The sequence below is a fragment of the Streptomyces sp. SID9727 genome (genome assembly GCF_010550605.1).
In the GTDB taxonomy this organism is placed as follows: Bacteria; Actinomycetota; Actinomycetes; order Streptomycetales; family Streptomycetaceae; genus Streptomyces.
In genome coordinates this window covers 1-18,246 of the sequence record NZ_JAAGNI010000472.1, presented here as the reverse complement: position 1 = coordinate 18,246, position 18,246 = coordinate 1, and the positions used below count along the sequence as shown (strand labels likewise).

General features: G+C 71.5%; 15 protein-coding genes. 12 read left to right on the top strand and 3 right to left on the bottom strand.

All coding sequences use genetic code 11. From position 1 onward, the window contains the following. Positions 1 to 29: 29 nt before the first annotated feature. Entirely contained in the window at positions 30 to 1,670 is a 1,641-nt protein-coding gene (gene pgm, locus G3I41_RS32450; RefSeq protein WP_164404108.1) for a phosphoglucomutase (alpha-D-glucose-1,6-bisphosphate-dependent), read from the bottom strand. A gap of 46 nt (positions 1,671 to 1,716) precedes the next feature. After that, a complete protein-coding gene (locus G3I41_RS32445) occupies positions 1,717 to 2,451 on the bottom strand; it encodes a 4'-phosphopantetheinyl transferase superfamily protein (RefSeq protein ID WP_164404107.1) in 735 nt (244 codons plus the stop codon). A gap of 155 nt (positions 2,452 to 2,606) precedes the next feature. Between G3I41_RS32445 and G3I41_RS32440 the strand changes: the two genes are divergently transcribed. After that, positions 2,607 to 3,089, top strand: a complete 483-nt coding sequence (locus G3I41_RS32440; RefSeq protein ID WP_164404106.1) for a GNAT family N-acetyltransferase — start codon at positions 2,607 to 2,609, stop codon at positions 3,087 to 3,089. Positions 3,090 to 3,096: 7 nt separating this feature from the next. Here the strand turns inward: G3I41_RS32440 and G3I41_RS32435 are convergent, their stop codons facing one another. Continuing rightward, complete coding sequence (locus tag G3I41_RS32435) at positions 3,097 to 3,828, bottom strand: TetR/AcrR family transcriptional regulator (RefSeq protein ID WP_164404105.1); 732 nt, start codon at positions 3,826 to 3,828, stop codon at positions 3,097 to 3,099. An 89-nt stretch (positions 3,829 to 3,917) separates the two neighbouring features. Between G3I41_RS32435 and G3I41_RS32430 the strand changes: the two genes are divergently transcribed. The 11 genes from G3I41_RS32430 to G3I41_RS32380 all read left to right on the top strand — a co-directional run. After that, complete coding sequence (locus tag G3I41_RS32430) at positions 3,918 to 4,778, top strand: SDR family oxidoreductase (protein WP_164404118.1); 861 nt, start codon at positions 3,918 to 3,920, stop codon at positions 4,776 to 4,778. Positions 4,779 to 5,113: 335 nt separating this feature from the next. Next, positions 5,114 to 9,391, top strand: coding sequence for a discoidin domain-containing protein (locus G3I41_RS32425; protein ID WP_203601967.1), 4,278 nt, complete (start codon positions 5,114 to 5,116; stop codon positions 9,389 to 9,391). Between the two features lie 215 nt (positions 9,392 to 9,606). After that, a complete protein-coding gene (locus G3I41_RS32420; RefSeq protein WP_164404104.1) occupies positions 9,607 to 11,031 on the top strand; it encodes an extracellular solute-binding protein in 1,425 nt (474 codons plus the stop codon). A 91-nt stretch (positions 11,032 to 11,122) separates the two neighbouring features. Next, positions 11,123 to 12,082, top strand: coding sequence for a sugar ABC transporter permease (locus G3I41_RS32415; RefSeq protein ID WP_164404103.1), 960 nt, complete (start codon positions 11,123 to 11,125; stop codon positions 12,080 to 12,082). 16 nt (positions 12,083 to 12,098) lie between these two features. Next, a complete protein-coding gene (locus tag G3I41_RS32410) occupies positions 12,099 to 13,058 on the top strand; it encodes a carbohydrate ABC transporter permease (protein WP_164404102.1) in 960 nt (319 codons plus the stop codon). 108 nt (positions 13,059 to 13,166) lie between these two features. After that, positions 13,167 to 14,792 carry a glycoside hydrolase family 13 protein gene (locus G3I41_RS32405; protein WP_164404101.1) on the top strand — a complete coding sequence of 542 codons (1,626 nt, stop codon included), beginning with the start codon at positions 13,167 to 13,169 and terminating at the stop codon, positions 14,790 to 14,792. Positions 14,793 to 14,900: 108 nt separating this feature from the next. Next, positions 14,901 to 15,227 carry a cupin gene (locus tag G3I41_RS32400; RefSeq protein WP_020207421.1) on the top strand — a complete coding sequence of 109 codons (327 nt, stop codon included), beginning with the start codon at positions 14,901 to 14,903 and terminating at the stop codon, positions 15,225 to 15,227. A gap of 42 nt (positions 15,228 to 15,269) precedes the next feature. Further along, positions 15,270 to 15,896, top strand: coding sequence for a GNAT family N-acetyltransferase (locus G3I41_RS32395; RefSeq protein WP_164404100.1), 627 nt, complete (start codon positions 15,270 to 15,272; stop codon positions 15,894 to 15,896). Positions 15,897 to 15,994: 98 nt separating this feature from the next. Continuing rightward, positions 15,995 to 16,867, top strand: a complete 873-nt coding sequence (locus tag G3I41_RS32390; RefSeq protein ID WP_164404099.1) for an ABC transporter substrate-binding protein — start codon at positions 15,995 to 15,997, stop codon at positions 16,865 to 16,867. 90 nt (positions 16,868 to 16,957) lie between these two features. Next, positions 16,958 to 17,890, top strand: coding sequence for a carbohydrate kinase (locus tag G3I41_RS32385; RefSeq protein WP_164404098.1), 933 nt, complete (start codon positions 16,958 to 16,960; stop codon positions 17,888 to 17,890). 81 nt (positions 17,891 to 17,971) lie between these two features. Then, positions 17,972 to 18,246 (top strand): beta-ketoacyl synthase N-terminal-like domain-containing protein (locus tag G3I41_RS32380; RefSeq protein ID WP_275408469.1); only part of this gene is annotated, 275 nt, incomplete at its 3' end.

Below are 18,246 nucleotides of genomic sequence, written 5' to 3'. Positions count from 1 at the left end.
CACCGTGCCGGGAGGGCGGGCCCCCGGGGTCAGGCGTCCAGCGCCGCCGAGACCACGGCCTTGGCCTCCTCCTGCACCTGTGCCAGATGCCCGGCGCCCCGGAAGGACTCCGCGTACACCTTGTAGACGTCCTCGGTGCCCGAGGGGCGGGCGGCGAACCACGCGTTCTCGGTGGTCACCTTGATCCCGCCGATCGCGGCCCCGTTGCCCGGTGCCGTGGTGAGCACGGCGGTCACCGGCTCACCGGCGAGGGTGTCCGCGCCGACCTGCTCAGGGGAGAGGCGCGCCAGCACCGCCTTCTGCTCGCGGTCCGCCGGGGCGTCGATCCGCGCATAGGCGGGCTCGCCGAAGCGGGCGGTCAGCGCGGCGTAGTGCTGGGACGGCGACTCGCCGGTCACCGCCTGGATCTCGGAGGCCAGGAGCGCGAGCAGGATGCCGTCCTTGTCGGTCGTCCACACCGAGCCGTCCCGGCGAAGGAACGACGCCCCGGCCGACTCCTCGCCGCCGAAGCCCAGGGAACCGTCGGCCAGCCCGTTCACGAACCACTTGAAGCCGACCGGCACCTCGACCAGCTCCCGGCCGAGGTCGGCGGCGACCCGGTCGATCATTCCGGACGACACCAGGGTCTTGCCGACGCCCGCCCCGGACGGCCAGTCCTCCCGGTGCGCGTACAGGTAGTTGATGGCCACGGCGAGATAGTGGTTCGGGTTCATCAGGCCGGCGTCCGGGGTGACGATGCCGTGCCGGTCGGCGTCGGCGTCGTTGCCGGTGGCGATCTGGTAGCGGTCGCGCTGAGCGATCAGTGAGGCCATCGCGTGCGGCGACGAGCAGTCCATCCGGATCTTCCCGTCCCAGTCCAGCGTCATGAACCGCCAGGTGGGGTCGGTCAGCGGGTTGACCACGGTCAGATCCAGCCGGTGCTGCTCGGCGATCCGTCCCCAGTACGCGACCGACGCACCGCCCAGCGGGTCGGCGCCGATGCGCACCCCCGCCCCGCGCACCGCGCCCAGGTCCAGGACGGAGGGCAGATCCGCCACGTAGGTGCCGAGGAAGTCGTACCTGCCGGTGGTGGAGGCGGCGAGCGCCCGCGTGTACGGCACCCGGCGGACGTCCTTGAGCCCGCCCGTGATGATCTCGTTGGCCCGGTCCTGGATCCAGCCGGTCGCCTCCGAGCCGGCCGGTCCACCGCTCGGCGGGTTGTACTTGAAGCCGCCGTCGCCCGGGGGGTTGTGCGACGGCGTGACCACGACGCCGTCCGCGAGGCCGGAGGCGCGACCGCGGTTGTACGTGAGGATGGCGTGCGAGACCGCGGGCGTCGGGGTGTACCCGTCCTCGGAGTCGATGAGGACGCGTACGTCGTTGGCGGCGAACACCTCCAGGGCGGTGACCCGGGCCGGCTCCGACAGGGCGTGGGTGTCCGCCCCCAGGAACAGCGGCCCGTCGGTGCCCTGCTGGGCCCGGTACTCGCTGATGGCCTGGCTCGTCGCCGCGATGTGGTCCTCGTTGAACGCGGTGGCCGTCGACGAACCGCGGTGCCCGGAGGTACCGAACGCGACCCGCTGGCCGGGCTCGGCCGGATCGGGGTGCAGGGCGTAGTACGCCGTCACCAGCCGTGCCACATCGGTCAGATCCTCGGGGCGCGCCTGCTGTCCGGCTCGTGCGTGCGGCATCTGCCACTCCTCCGTATCGGTCGGTCGGTGCGATGTGCCCGTGCGGTCATTTTCGCCGGTCGGCGCCCCCGACGGACGCCCGCCCCGCCGTGCCGACGGCCACCGCCGCCGCGTACCCGGCGGGGACGGCGACATCGGTGACGGCCCAGCCCGGCGGGCCGAGCGGGCGCGGGCCGGTGCCGACGTGCTCGCGGTGCAGGCCGCCCGCCAGGCCGGTGCCCTCACCCTTGAGGTACGCCTCCTTGCGGGTCCACACCCGGGCGAAGGCGGCGGGCCGCTCCTCACACGGCAGTGCGGCCAGCTCGGCCGCCTCGGCGGGATGCAGATGCCCGGCGACCTCCGTCGCCACCCGTGCCTCGGGGAGGCGCTCCACGTCCACCCCGACCGGGACGCCCGCGAACGCCAGCAGCGCGACCCCCCGGGTGTGGGAGAGGGAGAAGTGGGTGCCGCCGCCCGTCGCGGGCCGGCCGTGCGGGCCGTCGCAGGAGGGGCAGCGTTCCCGGGTCAGCCGTACGGCCTCCGGGGCGATGCCCTGGCGGGCGCCGAGCAGCAGACGCAGGGCCACGTGAGCGGCGGTGTAGCACGCCCGGTCCGCGGGGAAGGCCAGCCGCTCCACCCGGGCGAGCTCCGAGGCGTCGAGGATCTTCGGCGCGAGCAGCCGGGCGGCCTCGGCCGCGCGTTCCGGGTCCACCAGCCACAGGGAGGGGGCGCCGGAGCTCCAGGAGGGCGCGGGACCCCGGTAGCCGTCCTCGGTCAGCGTGAACACGTGGGGCTGGTACACCGTTACGTCGTTTCCTCGGCGGGACGGGCTCCCCGGGCGGGCACCGGCGGAGCAGGGGCGCTCTTATCCTATGGAGATCCGGAACGTGCCCGACGTATGTTCGATCATCGTGCGCCCCGCGCTCCTGGCGGCGGCCCCTCGGACAGGAGAGACCCATGCCGTCGGACAGCCTTCCCGCCGTGCTCCGGAAGGCCCGGGCGGACGACGCCGAGCCCCTCACCCGGCTCTTCCTCGCGTCTCGCGCCGCGGCCATGCCGTATCTGGCGCGGGTGCACAGCGACGAGGCGACCCTCGCCTGGATGACCCATGTGGTGCTGCCCGGCACCGACGTCCGAGTGGCGGAGACGCACGAGGGCGGGGACGTGCGGACCGCCGGTTTCGTCTCGCTGGACGGCTCCGAGCTGGAACACCTCTACGTCGACCCCGGTCTGCGCCGCCGGGGTATCGGCTCGCTCCTGCTGGCGGCGGCCAGGGAGGCCGCTCCCGACGGCCTCACCCTGTACACCTTCCAGCGCAACACCGCGGCCCGGTCCTTCTACGAGCGCCACGGGTTCACCGCGGTGGCCTTCGACGACGGCGGCCGCAACGAGGAGAGGGAACCGGACGTCCGCTACCGGTGGGCACCGCTCGGCCGATGAGCTGAGCTCACGCCCCCGACGGGCTGCCGCCGTCCCCCGCCAGGCGCGTCAGCCACTCGCGCAGCAGGCGCTGCTCGGCCTCGCTCAGGACGCCGGAGCCGTCGGGGAGGGCGGCGCGCAGCGCGCGGGCGGCCGGGGCGGGGCCGGACTCCGTGGCGGGGACCACCGGCTCGGCCCGGGTGACCGCGGCGACCATGGACTCGCGCAGGGCGGTCAGCAACGCCGGATCGCGGCGTTCCACGGGGGTGGAGTGCCAGGTGGTGACCCCGCCCCGGCCGGTGGCCTGGATGATCTGGGCGGCCAGCTCCTCGTCGACCCGCAGCCATCCCGCGGCCGCCAGCCGGCGCACCCGGCCGCGAAGGATCTCCAGACCGGCGTGGTGCGCCGCGTCCGACGCCGAGCCGGTGGCCCTGTTCATCACGGCGAACAGTTCGGGCCGCGAGATCCCGAACTCCACCACCATGTCCCAGCCGTGACGCAGCTCCTCCACCGGGTCCTGCGGCGCCGGATCGAACTGTGCGCGCTTGCTCTCCAGGAACCGCGCGTAGCCGTACTCGGCGACCGCCTCCAGCAGTCCGTCCTTGTCGCCGAAGTGGCGGTAGATGGCAGGCGGCTGCATTCCGGCCGCGGCGGCGACCGCGCGGGTGCTCACCGCGCCGGGGCCGCCGCTCTCCAGCAGCTCTACGGCCGCCTCGACGATGCGGCGGCGGGGGTCGGCGGGGGAGTCACGGTGCGGCATGTATCGATGATATCCGACGCTTGCTTCCGGCGTTAGTTCCAGTGTTACCTTGAAATCGATTCCGACGGAAACAACGCTTGGAGAACGCCGTGATCATCGTCACCGGAGCCACCGGGAAGCTCGGCCGCCGTACCGTCGAGCACCTCCTGGAGCGCCTCCCCGCCGACCGCGTCGGCGTCAGCGTCCGCGACCCCCGCAGGGCCGGGGACCTCGCGGACCGCGGCGTCCGCGTCCGGCGGGGCAGCTTCGACGACCCCGCCTCGCTCGCGCACGCCTTCGAGGGTGCCGACCAGTTGCTGCTCGTCTCCCTCGACCGCACGGGCGAGGAGTGCGTCAACGGTCACCGCGCCGCGATCGACGCCGCCGTGAAGGCCGGGGCCGGCCGCATCCTGTACACGAGCCAGGCGGGCGCCGCCCACGACTCCCGCTTCCAGGCGTGCCGCGACCACGCCCGGACGGAGGACCTGCTGCGTGCCACGGGGCGGCCCTGGACCGCGCTCCGCAACGGCTTCTACGCCGCCAGCGCCCTGCGGTTCCTGGAGGCCGCCCGCCACAGCGGCGACATCGCCCTTCCCGCCGACGGCCCCGTCGCCTGGACCGGCCACGACGACCTCGCCGAGGCCACCGCGGTGATCCTGGCCGAGGAGGGGCGGTTCGAGGGGCCCACGCCGCCGCTCACCGGTCCGGCGGCACTCGACTTCGACGCCGTCGCCGGGATGGCGGCCCGGGTCACCGGGCGGCCCTTCACCCGCACGGTCATCCCCGGTGGCGCGTTCCGCGAGCAGGCCCTGGCGCACGGTGCCCCGGCCCCGATCGCGGACCTGATGCTGAGCATCTTCGCGGCGGCGCGGGAGGGCGAGTTCGCGGCCGTCGACCCGACCCTGGCCCGACTGATCGGCCGGAAGCCCGCCGCCTTCCAGGAGCTGCTGGAACGCGCCTGGGCCGCATAGGTCGAACCGCGGAGCGGGCGCCCTCCGAGCTGGCACCTTTCATGGGTTTGCAGATTTACGCAAATTCCTTGCGGACGTGGAGTCGTCCGGTCGCTTCGGCGGCCCGGTAGCCAAATGCCCCGTCTGTCGGGCCAGTTGGCCCGGGCGGGCCACGTCCGCAAGGATGTCCAGTTCTGCCGGAGTGGTGGACTCCGCGTCAGTTCTCTGCAACTCTCTGACCGCAAAACGCAAAAGGTCATCCTGTCAGTGCAGAAATTCATGTACGGGCAGGGTCGCAGACTGAGCCGCGCTTCGGCCGCCCTGCGCCGAGGCAGCAGATCGCAGATCGGGGACAGATGAGAACGCGACGCCGGAGATGGCGGATCCTTTCCGCGACCATCTCCACCAGCCTGATGATGGTCGCCTGGCCGGCGCTGAACGCCTCGGCCGCCGGCGGCCCGAACATCGCCGCCGGCCACCGCGCCGCCGCGAGCAGCGGAAAGTCCGCCGGGAACATCGCCGACGGACAGCAGTCCACCTACTGGGAGGGGTCCGGCAAGTCCCTGCCCCAGTGGGTGCAGAGCGACCTGGGCGAGGTCACCCGCATCGACCAGGTCACGCTGAAGCTCCCCGCCGACTGGTCGGCCCGCCGCCAGACGCTCTCCCTCCAGGGCAGCGCCGACGGCACCAGCTTCTCCACGCTGAAGACCTCGGCCTCCTACTCCTTCGCACCGGGCAGCTCCAACACGGTCACCATCGGCTTCCCGGCCACCCGGACCCGTTTCGTCCGTGCCGACATCACCGCGAACACCGCGTCCGGCAACGGTCAGCTCGCCGAACTGGAGGTCCGGGCGGCGGCGGAGTCCTCGGTGAACCTGGCCGCCGGGCGCCCGCTCACGGCCAGCAGCAACACCCAGACGTACATCGCGGCCAACGCCAACGACGGCAACCGGGCCAGCTACTGGGAGAGCCGGAACAACGAGTTCCCGCAGTGGCTCCAGGCCGACCTGGGCTCATCGGTGCGCGTCGACCGCGTGGTGCTGCGGCTGCCCGACGGCTGGGAGACCCGCAGCCAGACGCTGAAGGTCCAGGGCAGCACCAACGGCTCCGGCTTCACGGACCTGACCCAGGCCAAGGCGTACACCTTCACCCCGGGCTCCGAGACGGCGACGATCACCTTCGACGCCACCACCACCCGGTACGTCCGCGTCCTGGTCACCGCCAACACCGTCCAGCCCGGCGCCCAGGTCTCCGAACTGGAGATATACGGCCCCGAGACCGGCGACACCCAGGCGCCGACCGCCCCGGCGCAGCTGGCGTACACCGAACCGGCCGCCGGGCAGATCAAGCTGACCTGGAAGCCCTCGACGGACGACACCGCCGTCACCGGTTACGACGTCTACGCCGACAACACCCTGCTGACCAGCGTCGCGGGTGACGTCACCACGTACACCGACACCCGGCCGGCCGGCTCCACCGTCTCGTACTTCGTACGGGCCAAGGACGCCGCGGGCAACGTCTCCGGGAACAGCAACACCGTCACCCGCAAGGGAGACACCGGCGACACCCAGGCGCCCACCGCACCGGCGAACCTGAGCTTCACCGAGCCCTCCTCCGGGCAGATCAAGCTGGCCTGGACGGCGTCCACCGACGACAAGGGCGTCACCGGGTACGACATCTACGCCAACAACGTGCTGCGCAGGACCGTGGCCGGCGATGTCACCACGTACACCGACACCCAGCCCGCCGGTACCACCGTGTCGTACGTCGTACGGGCCAAGGACGCGGCGGGCAACGTCTCGGGCGACAGCAACACCGTCACCCGCAACGGCTCCACCGGCGCGGCCTCCGATCTCGCCGTCGGCAAGCCCATCACCGCCTCCTCCGTGGTGCACACCTTCGTCGCGGAGAACGCCAACGACAATCAGCTCTCCACCTACTGGGAGGGCGCCGGCGGCAGCTACCCCAACACCCTGACGGTGAAGCTGGGCGCCAACGCCGACACCCGGAGCGTCGTCGTGAAGCTCAACCCGGACAGTGCCTGGGGAGCCAGGACCCAGAACATCCAGGTCCTCGGCCGCGAGCAGAGCGCCTCGTCGTTCACCGGTCTGGTCGCCGCCAAGGACTACGCGTTCAGCCCCGGCAGCGGCAACACGGTGACGATCCCGGTCGACGCCCGGGTCGCCGACGTCCAGCTGAAGTTCACCTCCAACACCGGCGCGCCGGCCGGGCAGGTCGCGGAGTTCCAGGTGCTGGGCGCCCCCGCCCCCAACCCGAACCTCCAGGTCAGCGGGGTCACCGCGAGCCCGGCCGCGCCCGTCGAGTCGGACCCGGTCACGCTCACCGCGACCGTGCGCAACACCGGCGCCGTCGCCGCCCCCGCCGGCAAGCTCGAATTCCGGCTCGGCGGCACCAAGGTCGCGACCGCGAACGTGGGCGCGCTCGCCGCAGGTGCCTCCACACAGGTCAGCGCGGGCATCGGGGCGCGCGACGCGGGCACGTACACGCTGAGCGCGGTCGCCGACCCGGACAACCAGATCATCGAGCAGAACGAGACCGACAACACCTACACCAGCGCCTCCGGCCTGGTCGTCAAGCCGGTCGCCAGCTCCGACCTGGTGCCCACCGCGGTCACCACCTCGCCGTCCGCCCCGGCCCAGGGCGACAACGTCACCTTCTCCGTCGCCATCCGGAACCAGGGCACGGTCGCCTCCGCCTCGGGTGCCCACGCCGTCACCGTCACCCTGCTCGACGCCAAGGGCGCCACGGTGAAGACCCTCACCGGCGGCTACAACGGCTCGATCGCCGCGGGTGCCACCAGCTCCCCGGTGAACCTGGGCTCCTGGACGGCGGCCAACGGCTCGTACACCGTGAAGACGGTCGTCGCGGACGACGCTGAGGAACTCCCGGTCAAGCGCGGGAACAACACCGTCAGCGGCTCCTTCTTCGTCGGGCGCGGCGCCAACATGCCGTACGACACCTACGAGGCGGAGGACGGCGTCACCGGCGGCGGTGCGAAGGTCGTCGGGCCGAACAGGACCGTCGGCGACATCGCGGGCGAGGCGTCGGGCCGCAAGGCGGTCACGCTCAACAGCACCGGCAACTACGTCGAATTCACCACCCGGGCCAGTACCAACACCCTGGTGACCCGCTACTCCATCCCGGACGCGGCGGGCGGCGGCGGCATCGACTCGACGCTCAGCGTCTACGTGGACGGTGCCTTCCTCAAGACGATCGACCTCACCTCGAAGTACGCCTGGCTGTACGGCGCCGAGACCGGCCCCGGCAACTCCCCGGGCTCCGGTTCACCCCGGCACATCTACGACGAGGCCAACGTGATGCTGGGCAGGACCGTCCCGGCGGGCAGCAGGATCCGGCTCCAGAAGGACGCGGCGAACACCAGCACCTACGCGATCGACTTCGTCAGCCTGGAGCAGGCCACCCAGATCGCCAACCCGGACCCGGCCGCCTACGCCGTTCCGGCCGGCTTCACCCACCAGGACGTCCAGAACGCCTTGGACAAGGTGCGCATGGACACCACGGGCAAGCTGGTGGGCGTCTACCTGCCCGCGGGCGACTACCAGACCGCCAGCAAGTTCCAGGTGTACGGCAAAGCCGTCAAGGTGATCGGTGCGGGGCCCTGGTACACCAGGTTCCACGCGCCCTCGGCCCAGGAGAACACCGACATCGGCTTCCGGGCCGAGGCGAGCGCCAAGGGCTCGACGTTCGCGAACTTCGCGTACTTCGGGAACTACACCTCGCGCATCGACGGACCGGGCAAGGTGTTCGACTTCTCCAACGTGTCGGACATGGTCATCGACAACGTGTGGAACGAGCACACGGTGTGCCTCTACTGGGGTGCCAACACCGACAACATCACCATCAAGAACTCCCGCATCCGGGACACGTTCGCCGACGGCATCAACATGACCAACGGCTCGACCGACAACCACGTCGTCAACAACGAGTCGCGGGCCACCGGTGACGACAGCTTCGCGCTGTTCTCGGCGATCGACGCCGGCGGCGCGGACATGAAGAACAACGTCTACGAGAACCTCACCTCGCTCCTGACCTGGCGCGCGGCAGGGGTGGCCGTCTACGGCGGCTACGACAACACCTTCCGCAACATCCGCATCGCGGACACCCTGGTCTACTCGGGGATCACCGTCAGCTCGCTCGACTTCGGCTACCCGATGAACGGCTTCGGGACCGGCCCGACGACGGTCGAGAACGTCTCCGTGGTCCGCTCCGGCGGTCACTTCTGGGGTACGCAGACCTTCCCCGGCATCTGGCTGTTCTCCGCCTCCAAGGTCTTCCAGGGCATCCGGATCAACCACGTCGACATCGTCGACCCGACGTACAGCGGCATCATGTTCCAGACCAACTACGTAGGGGGTCAGCCGCAGTTCCCGATCAAGGACACCATCCTGACCGACATCTCCATCTCCGGCGCCCACAGGAGCGGGGACGCCTTCGACGCCAAGTCCGGCTTCGGGCTGTGGGCCAACGAGATGCCCGAGGCCGGCCAGGGACCCGCCGTCGGTGAGGTCACCTTCAACGGGCTCAGGTTCAGCGACAACGCCCAGGACGTGAAGAACACGACGTCCACCATGAAGATCAACATCAACCCGTAGCAACCGCCGCGCACAGGGGCGTCGTCCGGTCCGCCGGGCGGCGCCCCTGTGCTGCGCTCACGCCGGATTCCGCATGCGGCGTACCCGTCGCTGTCAAACTTTTACGAAAACTGCGCGAGATATTGCGTTCACATGTCGACGCTGGTTGAGTGTGCCTCGCCCCGGCAGTCAGCCGGCCGAGGGCCATCCACGCTCATGCCCGAAGGGGACCATCGATGAGAAGTGCTGGGTTGCGCCGCACACGCCGTATCAGCCGTGCCTCCGCGGCTGTCCTCGTCACCGCACTTGCCGTGACCTCGCTCGCGTCCTGCGGCACGAGCAGCAGCAAGGACGACGACTCGAGCAGTTCGTCCAAGGGTTCGTCCGACCCCTCGGCTCCGCTGGACCCGAAGACCAAGGTGACGCTCTCCATCGACTGCATGCCGCCGGCCGCCAAGGCCGCGGAGCTGCGGGAGTGGAAGGAGGACATCAAGACGTTCAACCAGAAGTACCCGAACGTCACGATCAACGGGAAGTCCACCCCGGGCCAGTGCAACGAGCCGCCCCGCTTCACCGCCATGCTGAAGGGCAAGTCGCAGCCCGACGTCTTCTACGCCTACTTCAGCGACCTCCAGCAGGTCCTGGACAACGACGGGGCCGAGGACATCTCCGCGTACGTCAACGACAAGACCGTGCCCGCGCTGAAGGACATCCAGCCGCAGGTCGTCGACGTCGCCCGCAAGGACGGCAAGCTCTACGGCCTGCCGACCAGCAACTACACCATGGGCCTGATGATCAACCGGAAGCTGTTCAAGCAGGCCGGTCTCGACCCGAACACCCCGCCCGCCACCTGGGACGAGGTACGCGCCGCCGCCAAGAAGATCGCGGGCCTCGGCAAGGGCATATCCGGCTACGGCGAGTACAGCGCCGGCAACAACGGCGGCTGGCACTTCGCCGCGACGCAGTTCGGCCTCGGGGGAGAGGTGGTCGACGCCTCCGGCAAGAAGGCCGCCTTCAACAACGAGACCGGCAAGCAGGTCCTCCAGCAACTGCACGACATGCGCTGGGAGGACGACAGCATGGGCAAGACCCAGCTGCTCAAGTGGGGCGACCTCCAGAAGCAGATCGCCAGCGACAAGCTGGGCATGTTCCTCGCCGCCCCCGACGACATCGCGTACATGGTGCAGCAGCTCGGCGCCCAGTACGAGACCTTCGGCCTCGGCCCCATCCCGGGCGGCAAGGGGACCCTCTTCGGCGGCAACAACTACCTGATCAAGAAGGGCAGCTCGCCCGACCAGATCAAGGCCGCCATCGCCTGGCTCAACTTCAAGAACCTCACCCCCGGCAAGGGGCAGTTCGACTGGGCCCGCACCAAGGCCGACAAGCTCCCCGTCGGCCTGCCGCAGCCCAACTTCTTCCTGGGTGAGAGCAAGACCGAGGACGACGCCGCACGCGCCCGGAACGCGACGATGCCCGTCGAGAACTTCAAGGCGTTCATGGACAACCCGGTCCCCGGCAAGGCCGAGCCGCCGAAGGCCCAGGAGATCTACAAGATCCTCGACAACGCCATGTCCGGTGTCCTGACCAACAAGGACGCCGACGTCGACAAGCTGCTCTCCACCGCAGAGCAGCAGGTCAACCAGGTTCTGGCGAACCAGTAACGGACGCGCGGGGCCGGGTCACGCGGACCCGGCCCCGCATCCGGACCCCGTCCGCTACGCGCTCGTCGTACACCGGCACCGAGGAGACACCATGTCGGCCCCAACCCTGTCCCCCCGCAAGGCGGCCCGGCCTCGCCCGGGAGACCGAAGCTCCGCCCGCCCGGACTCCGCCCGCGAGGAGTTCCTGCGTGCCCTGCGCCGCAACATCTCGGCGCACGGCTTCCTGATCGGAGCGGTGCTCTGCTTCTCGCTCTTCTCCTGGTACCCGATGGTCCGGGAGTTCATCCTGGCCTTCCAGAAGAACGAGGACGGCACCACCACCTGGGCCGGCTGGTCCAACCTCACGTACGTCTTCAACGACCCGGCCTTCTGGCAGGCATGGCGCAACACCCTGCTGTTCACCGTCCTCGCCCTGCTCCTCGGCTTCGTCGTGCCCTTCGCCGTCGCCGTCGTGCTCAACGAGTTCCGGCACGGCCAGGGATACCTGCGACTGCTCGTCTACCTCCCCGTGATGCTGCCGCCGGTCGCCTCCGTCCTGCTCTTCAAGTACTTCTACGACCCCGGCTACGGGCTCTTCAACCGCATCCTGGGCATCTTCCACCTGCCCGAACAGCAATGGCTGCAGGACACCAGCACCTCCATGCTCTCCGTCGTCATCGCGGCGACCTGGATGAACATGGGCGGGGCCACCCTCATCTACCTCGCCGCGCTCCAGGGCATCCCCGGCGAGCTGTACGAGGCGGCCGAACTCGACGGCGCCGGGCTGCTGCGCAAGATCTGGCACGTCACCATCCCGCAGACCCGCCTCATCCTCTCGCTGCTCCTGCTCATGCAGATCATCGCGACGATGCAGGTCTTCACCGAGCCCTTCCTGCTCACCAACGGCGCCGGGCCCGAGGGCTCCACCACCACCGTCGTCTACCTCATCTACCAGTACGCCTTCAACTTCAACAACTACGGCAGCGCGGCGGCACTCGGCCTCGTCCTGCTCGTCGTCCTCGCGGGCTTCTCCGCGGTGTACGTACGACTGAGCCGCAGCAGCGAAGACTAGGACGGGAGCCAGGACCATGGCATCGAACACGCTTGTCTCCCGGCGCGGGAGCACGTCACGCAAGTCCGCCCGGCGCAGGTCCGAGGGCGCCGCCGAACGCGGCCGCCAGCGCACCCTGATCTCACCGGCCCAGCTCGGCCGGCCACGCGGCAAGGCCGTCTACTGGGTCGTCTTCGGCCTGGTGATGGTCCTGTTCACGGCGGTCTTCCTCGGCCCGCTGTACTGGATGGTCACCGGCGGTCTGAAGACCACCCAGGAAGTGGTGCAGAGCCCGCCCACGGCCTTCCCCACGTCCGTTCACACCGAGAACTACAGCCAGGCATGGACGGTCATGGACCTGTCCAAGCTGCTGTTCAACACCCTGTACTACGCGTTCGGCGCGCTGGCCTTCCAGCTGATCTTCGACGTGGCCGCCGCCTACTCGCTGTCCAAACTGCGGCCGGTCTTCGGCAAGGTCATCCTCGGCATGATGCTGGCCACGCTCATGATCCCGGCCACCGTGCTCGTCGTCCCGCAGTACCTCACGGTCCTGGACGTGCCCGTCGTCCAGCGCAACCTGGTCAACTCGCCCTGGGCGATCTGGCTGCCGTCGGTCACCAACGCCTTCAACATCTTCCTGCTGAAGCGGTTCTTCGACTCCATCCCGGGCGAGCTCCTCGACGCCGCGGCCATGGACGGCGCCTCACCCCTGCGCACCCTGCGCTCGATCATCCTGCCCATCTCCCGGCCGATCCTCGGAGTCGTCTCCATCTTCGCCGTCGTCGGCGTGTGGAAGGACTTCCTCTGGCCCATGCTCACGCTGCCCGACCCGAACAAGCAGACCCTCAACGTGGGCATCTACTCACTCGCCAGCGGCGTCCCCGAGAACGTCCTGATCGCCGCGCTCACCATCGCGTCGATCCCGACGCTGCTGATCTTCCTGCTCTTCCAGCGCAACATCATGAGCGGTCTCACCGCGGGCGGCCTCAAGGGCTGACCCCCGCCTCCCGCACCGCTTTCCCCTCAGCGCTCCGCCGCCGGTCCTCCCATCCTGCCCCGCCTGCCGGGCCGGCGGCGGAGTCCCACCTGCCCGAAAGGAACGTCAGTGGCAGCCAACCGTCCGTCCGAGGCCACCGCACAGTGGTGGCGCGACGCCGCCATCTACCAGATCTACGTACGCAGCTTCGCCGATGGCGACGGCGACGGCACAGGCGACCTGGCAGGGGTACGGGCCAGGCTGCCCTACCTCGTCGAACTGGGCGTGGACGCCCTCTGGTTCACCCCCTGGTACCTCTCGCCACTGGCCGACGGCGGCTACGACGTGGCCGACTACCGTACGATCGACCCCGCGTTCGGCACCCTCGCCGAGGCCGAGAAACTGATCGCCGAGGCGCGCGAGCTGGGCATCCGCACCATCGTGGACATCGTGCCCAACCACGTGTCCGACCAGCACGCCTGGTTCCGCGCCGCCCTCGAAGCCGGCTCCGGCAGCCCCGAGCGCGACCTCTTCCACTTCCGCAAGGGCCGCGGCGCGAACGGCGAGATCCCGCCCAACGACTGGGTCTCCGAATTCGGCGGCACCCCCTGGACCCGGCTGGACGACGGCGAGTGGTACCTCCACCTCTTCGCCACCCAGCAGCCCGATCTCAACTGGGCGCACCCCGCCGTCCGCCGCGAGCACGAGGAGGTGCTGCGCTTCTGGTTCGAGCGCGGCGTCGCCGGCGTCCGCATCGACTCCGCCGCCCTGCTCGCCAAGGACCCCGCGCTCCCCGACTTCGTCATCGGCAGCGACCCGCACCCCTTCGTGGACCGCGACGAACTCCACGAGATCTACCGCTCGTGGCGCGCCATCGCCGACGAGTACGGCGGGGTCTTCGTCGGCGAGGTCTGGCTCCCCGACACCGAGCGCTTCGCCCGCTACCTGCGCCCCGACGAACTGCACACCGCCTTCAACTTCAACTTCCTGGCCTGCCCGTGGGAAGCGGAGAGGCTGCGGACCGCCATCGACGACACGCTCGCCGAGCACGCCTCGGTCGGCGCCCCCGCCACCTGGGTGCTCTGCAACCACGACATCACCCGGACCGTCACCCGCTACGGCCGCGAGGAGACCGGGTTCGACTTCGCCGCCAAGACCTTCGGCACCCCCACCGACCTCGCCCTCGGCACCCGCAGGGCCCGCGCCGCGGCCCTCCTCTCGCTGGCCCTGCCCGGCGCCGCCTACCTCTACCAGGGCGAGGAACTGGGCCTGCCCGAGGCCGACATCCCGCTCGACCGCATCCAGGACCCGATGCACTTCCGCAAGAACGGCGCCGACCCGGGCCGGGACGGCTGCCGGGTGCCCATGCCCTGGGCGGCGGGCGAACCGTACGCCGGGTTCGGCGCCACCACCGAGCCCTGGCTCCCGCAGCCGGAGGGCTGGTCCGGATACGCCGCCGACCTCCAGAACGGCGACCCGGACTCCATGCTCAGCCTCTACCGTGAGGCCCTGCGGATGCGGCGCTCCGAACCGGGCTTCGGGACCGGGGGAGAGCCCGGGATCCGACGGCTGACCTGGCTCGACGCCGCGCCCGGGGTGCTCGCCTTCGCCAGGACCGACGGACTGCTGTGCGTCGTCAACCTGGCCGCCGAGGCCGCCGAGCTGCCCTCGCACAGCGCGGTGCTGCTCACCAGCGGACCGCTGGACGAGACGGGCCGACTCCCGCAGGACACGGCCGTGTGGCTGCGCGCCTGACCACCCCGTGGCGGGCCGCCCGGCCGCACGGGCCCGGGACGCGTGGGAGCGCGCCCAGGCCCGTGCGGCAGGTTCGCGGCCCGGCCGGGGCTGCGGCACAGTGGGCATATGGACGCTCCGAACGATCTGAATGCCCTCGCCGCCGAGCACCTGGCCGCCGCGCGCGACGCGCCGCACGGCCGCAGCGCCCACCTCCTGCTCCACCAGGACCCGCTGCGGCAGACCGTCATCGCGCTGACCTCGGGCTCCGCGCTGGACGAGCACAACGCCCCGCCCGCCGCCTCGCTCCAGGTCCTGCGCGGCTCCGTCCGGCTCACCGCCGCCTCCGGCGACGTCGAACTGACACCCGGACGGCTGCACCCGATCCCGCAGGAGCGGCACGGACTGCTCGCCCTGGAGGACGCGGTCGTCCTCCTCACCGCCGTCAACCCCTGAATCCTCTTGTGGGAGCGCTCTCCCCGTCGGCAATATGGGCCGGTGACCTCGCTCCCCGGCCTCCGGCCCTACCGCCCCGAAGACAGCGCCGCGCTCTCCGAGATCTGCATACGCACCGCCGCCGGCGGCGGCGACGCCCGGGACATCTACCCGGACCACGCACTGGTGCCGTCCATCTTCGCCACGCCCTACGCCGAGCTGGAACCGGACCTCGCCTTCGTCGTCGACGACGGCACGGGCCGCGCGGTCGGCTACATCCTCGGCACCGCCGACACGCCGCGCTTCGTGAAGGAGTACCGCGAGAGCTGGCTGCCCCGGGTCGCCGGCCGCTACCCGCTGCCCGAGGGCCCGCCGCGGAGCCCCGCCGACGAGATGACCGCCCTCCTGCACAACCCGGAGCGCATGGTCCTGCCCGAACTCGCCGGCCACCCCGCCCACCTGCACATCGACCTGCTGCCCGACTGGCAGCGCAGGGGTTACGGGAAGGAGCTGATGAACACCTTCCTCGCGGCCCTGAACGCCAAGGGCGTCGAGGGCGTGCACCTGTCCATGCTCACCTCCAACACGCCGGCCAGGGCCTTCTACGACCGGCTCGGCTTCACCGAGATCCAGGTCCCCGACCCCGGGCCCGTCACCTACCTCGTGCGCTCCACGCGGGCGGAACCCTAGGAGCCGCCGCCCTCCGGAGGGTGCGGCCCGCGATTGCTGGGCAGGTACTGGTCGACCGCCGTCGCCGGGCGGCGGATTCCGGCTGGGAGGCGTGTGACGTGAACGAGCGGACCGTGTGGCAATTCACCGACGACCGGGGGCAGTTGTCGGCAACCGGCGAACGCCCGCAACGGGTGCTCGCCTATATCCAGGCCGGTGCGACGCTGTGGGACCACGGGATACGCCCGGCCGGGCTCTTCGGCTCCGGCCACGACGACCCGGCCGCGCCCGACCCCGCGAAGACCGGCGCGCTCCCGCTGGACGGAATCGCGTACGCCGGTGCCGGGGCCACTCTGGACGCGGACGCCTTACTGAGCCGCGCACCGGACCTCGTGGTCGCCGTCAGCTACGGCGGCGGACAGGTCTACGGCCTCGACCCGGAGACCGCCAAGCATCTGGAGGGCCACGTCCCGCTCGTCGTCATCGACGTCGGGCAGGCACGCACTCTCGCCGAGATCGGCGACCGGTTCGCGGAGCTGGCCCGTTCGCTCGGCGCCGAGGAACCCGCCTCGGCGACCCGGGAACTGGACGCCGCGCGGGACCGGCTGCGCGCGCTCACCGCGGGCCCGGACCGGGCCAGGGTCCTCGCCCTCTCCCCGGCGGGCCGGGACCGGGCGCATCTGGCCCGCCCCCGCATGTGGCCCGAACTCCGGGTCCTCGCGGACCTCGGCGTCGATCTGGTCGAACCCGCCGAGGGCCCCGGGGCCAACTGGTCCACGACCGGCTGGACCGAGGCCGCCGCCCTGCGCCCCGCCGTTGTCCTCGCCGACATCCGGGCCAACGCGACCCCGCTCGCCGAGCTGCGCGACGACGCCGAGTGGTCGGCCGTCGCCGCGACGGCCCGCGTGGTCCCGTGGAACCCGGAACCGGTCTGCAGCGCCCGCGCCCACGCCCGGTTCCTGGAGCTGGTGGCCGACGCGCTGGACGCGTAGGACCACCACCCGGCCGGGCCCGGGGCGGGGCCGTACGGTGGACCGGACGTTCCGTCACCCCACCGCCGCACCCCGGGAGGCCCCGCCCCCATGCCCGACCGCCCCGACTTCCTGGTCATCGGTGAATGCGTCGCCGACATCGTCCGCGTCCCGGACGCCCCCGACCGGGTCCACCCCGGGGGCAGCCCGGCCAACCTGGCGTACGGGCTGGCCAGACTCGGCCACGACGCCACACTGCTCACCCAGCTGGGCCGGGACGACAACGGGCGGCTCATCCGCGCACACCTCACCGGGGCGGGGGTCGAGGTGCTGACGGACGGCGCCCCCGGCCCCACCCCGTCGGCCGTCGTCACCCTGGACGGTGAGGGCCGCGCCGGCTACGCGTTCGACATCGCCTGGACGCTCGGGCAGGCCGCCCTCGACCGGCGGCCCCGGCACGTCCACACCGGGTCGATCGCGGCGGTGACGGAACCCGGGGCGGCCACGGTGCTCGCCGCCGTCGAGTCGCTGCGGACGGCCGCCACCGTCAGCTACGACCCCAATGTGCGGCCCGCGCTGATGGGCGACCACGGCACCGCCGTGCGCCGGGTCGAGCGGTGCGTGGCCCTCAGCGACGTCGTCAAGGCCAGCGACGAGGACCTGGACTGGCTGTACCCGGGCGAGGATCCGGCCCAGGCCGGCCGGCGCTGGCTCGCGTCCGGCCCGGCCCTCGTCCTGGTCACCCGGGGCGGTGACGGCGCCACGGCGATCACGCCGGGCGGCCAGGTGGACATCGGCGCGCTCCCCGCCGAGGTCGTGGACACGGTGGGCGCCGGGGACGCCTTCATGTCCGGCACCCTGCACGCGCTCGCCGCCCACGGCCTGCTCGGCGCGTCCGGCCGTGAGCGGCTGCGCTCGCCGGAGCGGGGCACGGTGAGCGACGTCCTGCGCCACGCGGCGGCCTCGGCGGCCGTGACGGTCGCCCGGGCCGGCGCGAACCCGCCGGACTCGGCGGAGCTGCGCGAGGCGCTCGGGCTCGGCTGACATCCGGCCCCGCCCGCACCCTCGACGGCATCCGGCGCGTTCCTCTGCAGAGGGACCGACGACGCAGGGGAGGCCATGGGCATGGTGCGGGACGCGCGAACGGCGACCGTGGTGACGGGGCTGGGGGTGGTCACCCCGGTCGGCGACGACGAGCGGGCCTTCTGGGCCGGGCTGTGCGCGGGGCGGTCCGCGGCCCGGCGCTGCGAGGAACTGGCCGGACTGCCCGCCGACTTCGCCTGCCGGGCCGACCGGACCGATCTGGACGAGGCCGTCGGAGGCCGCGCCGGCTGGCGGATGGCGCGGTTCGCGAAGATGGCCCTGGTCGCCGCGCGCCGGGCCGTCGCCGACGCCGGGCT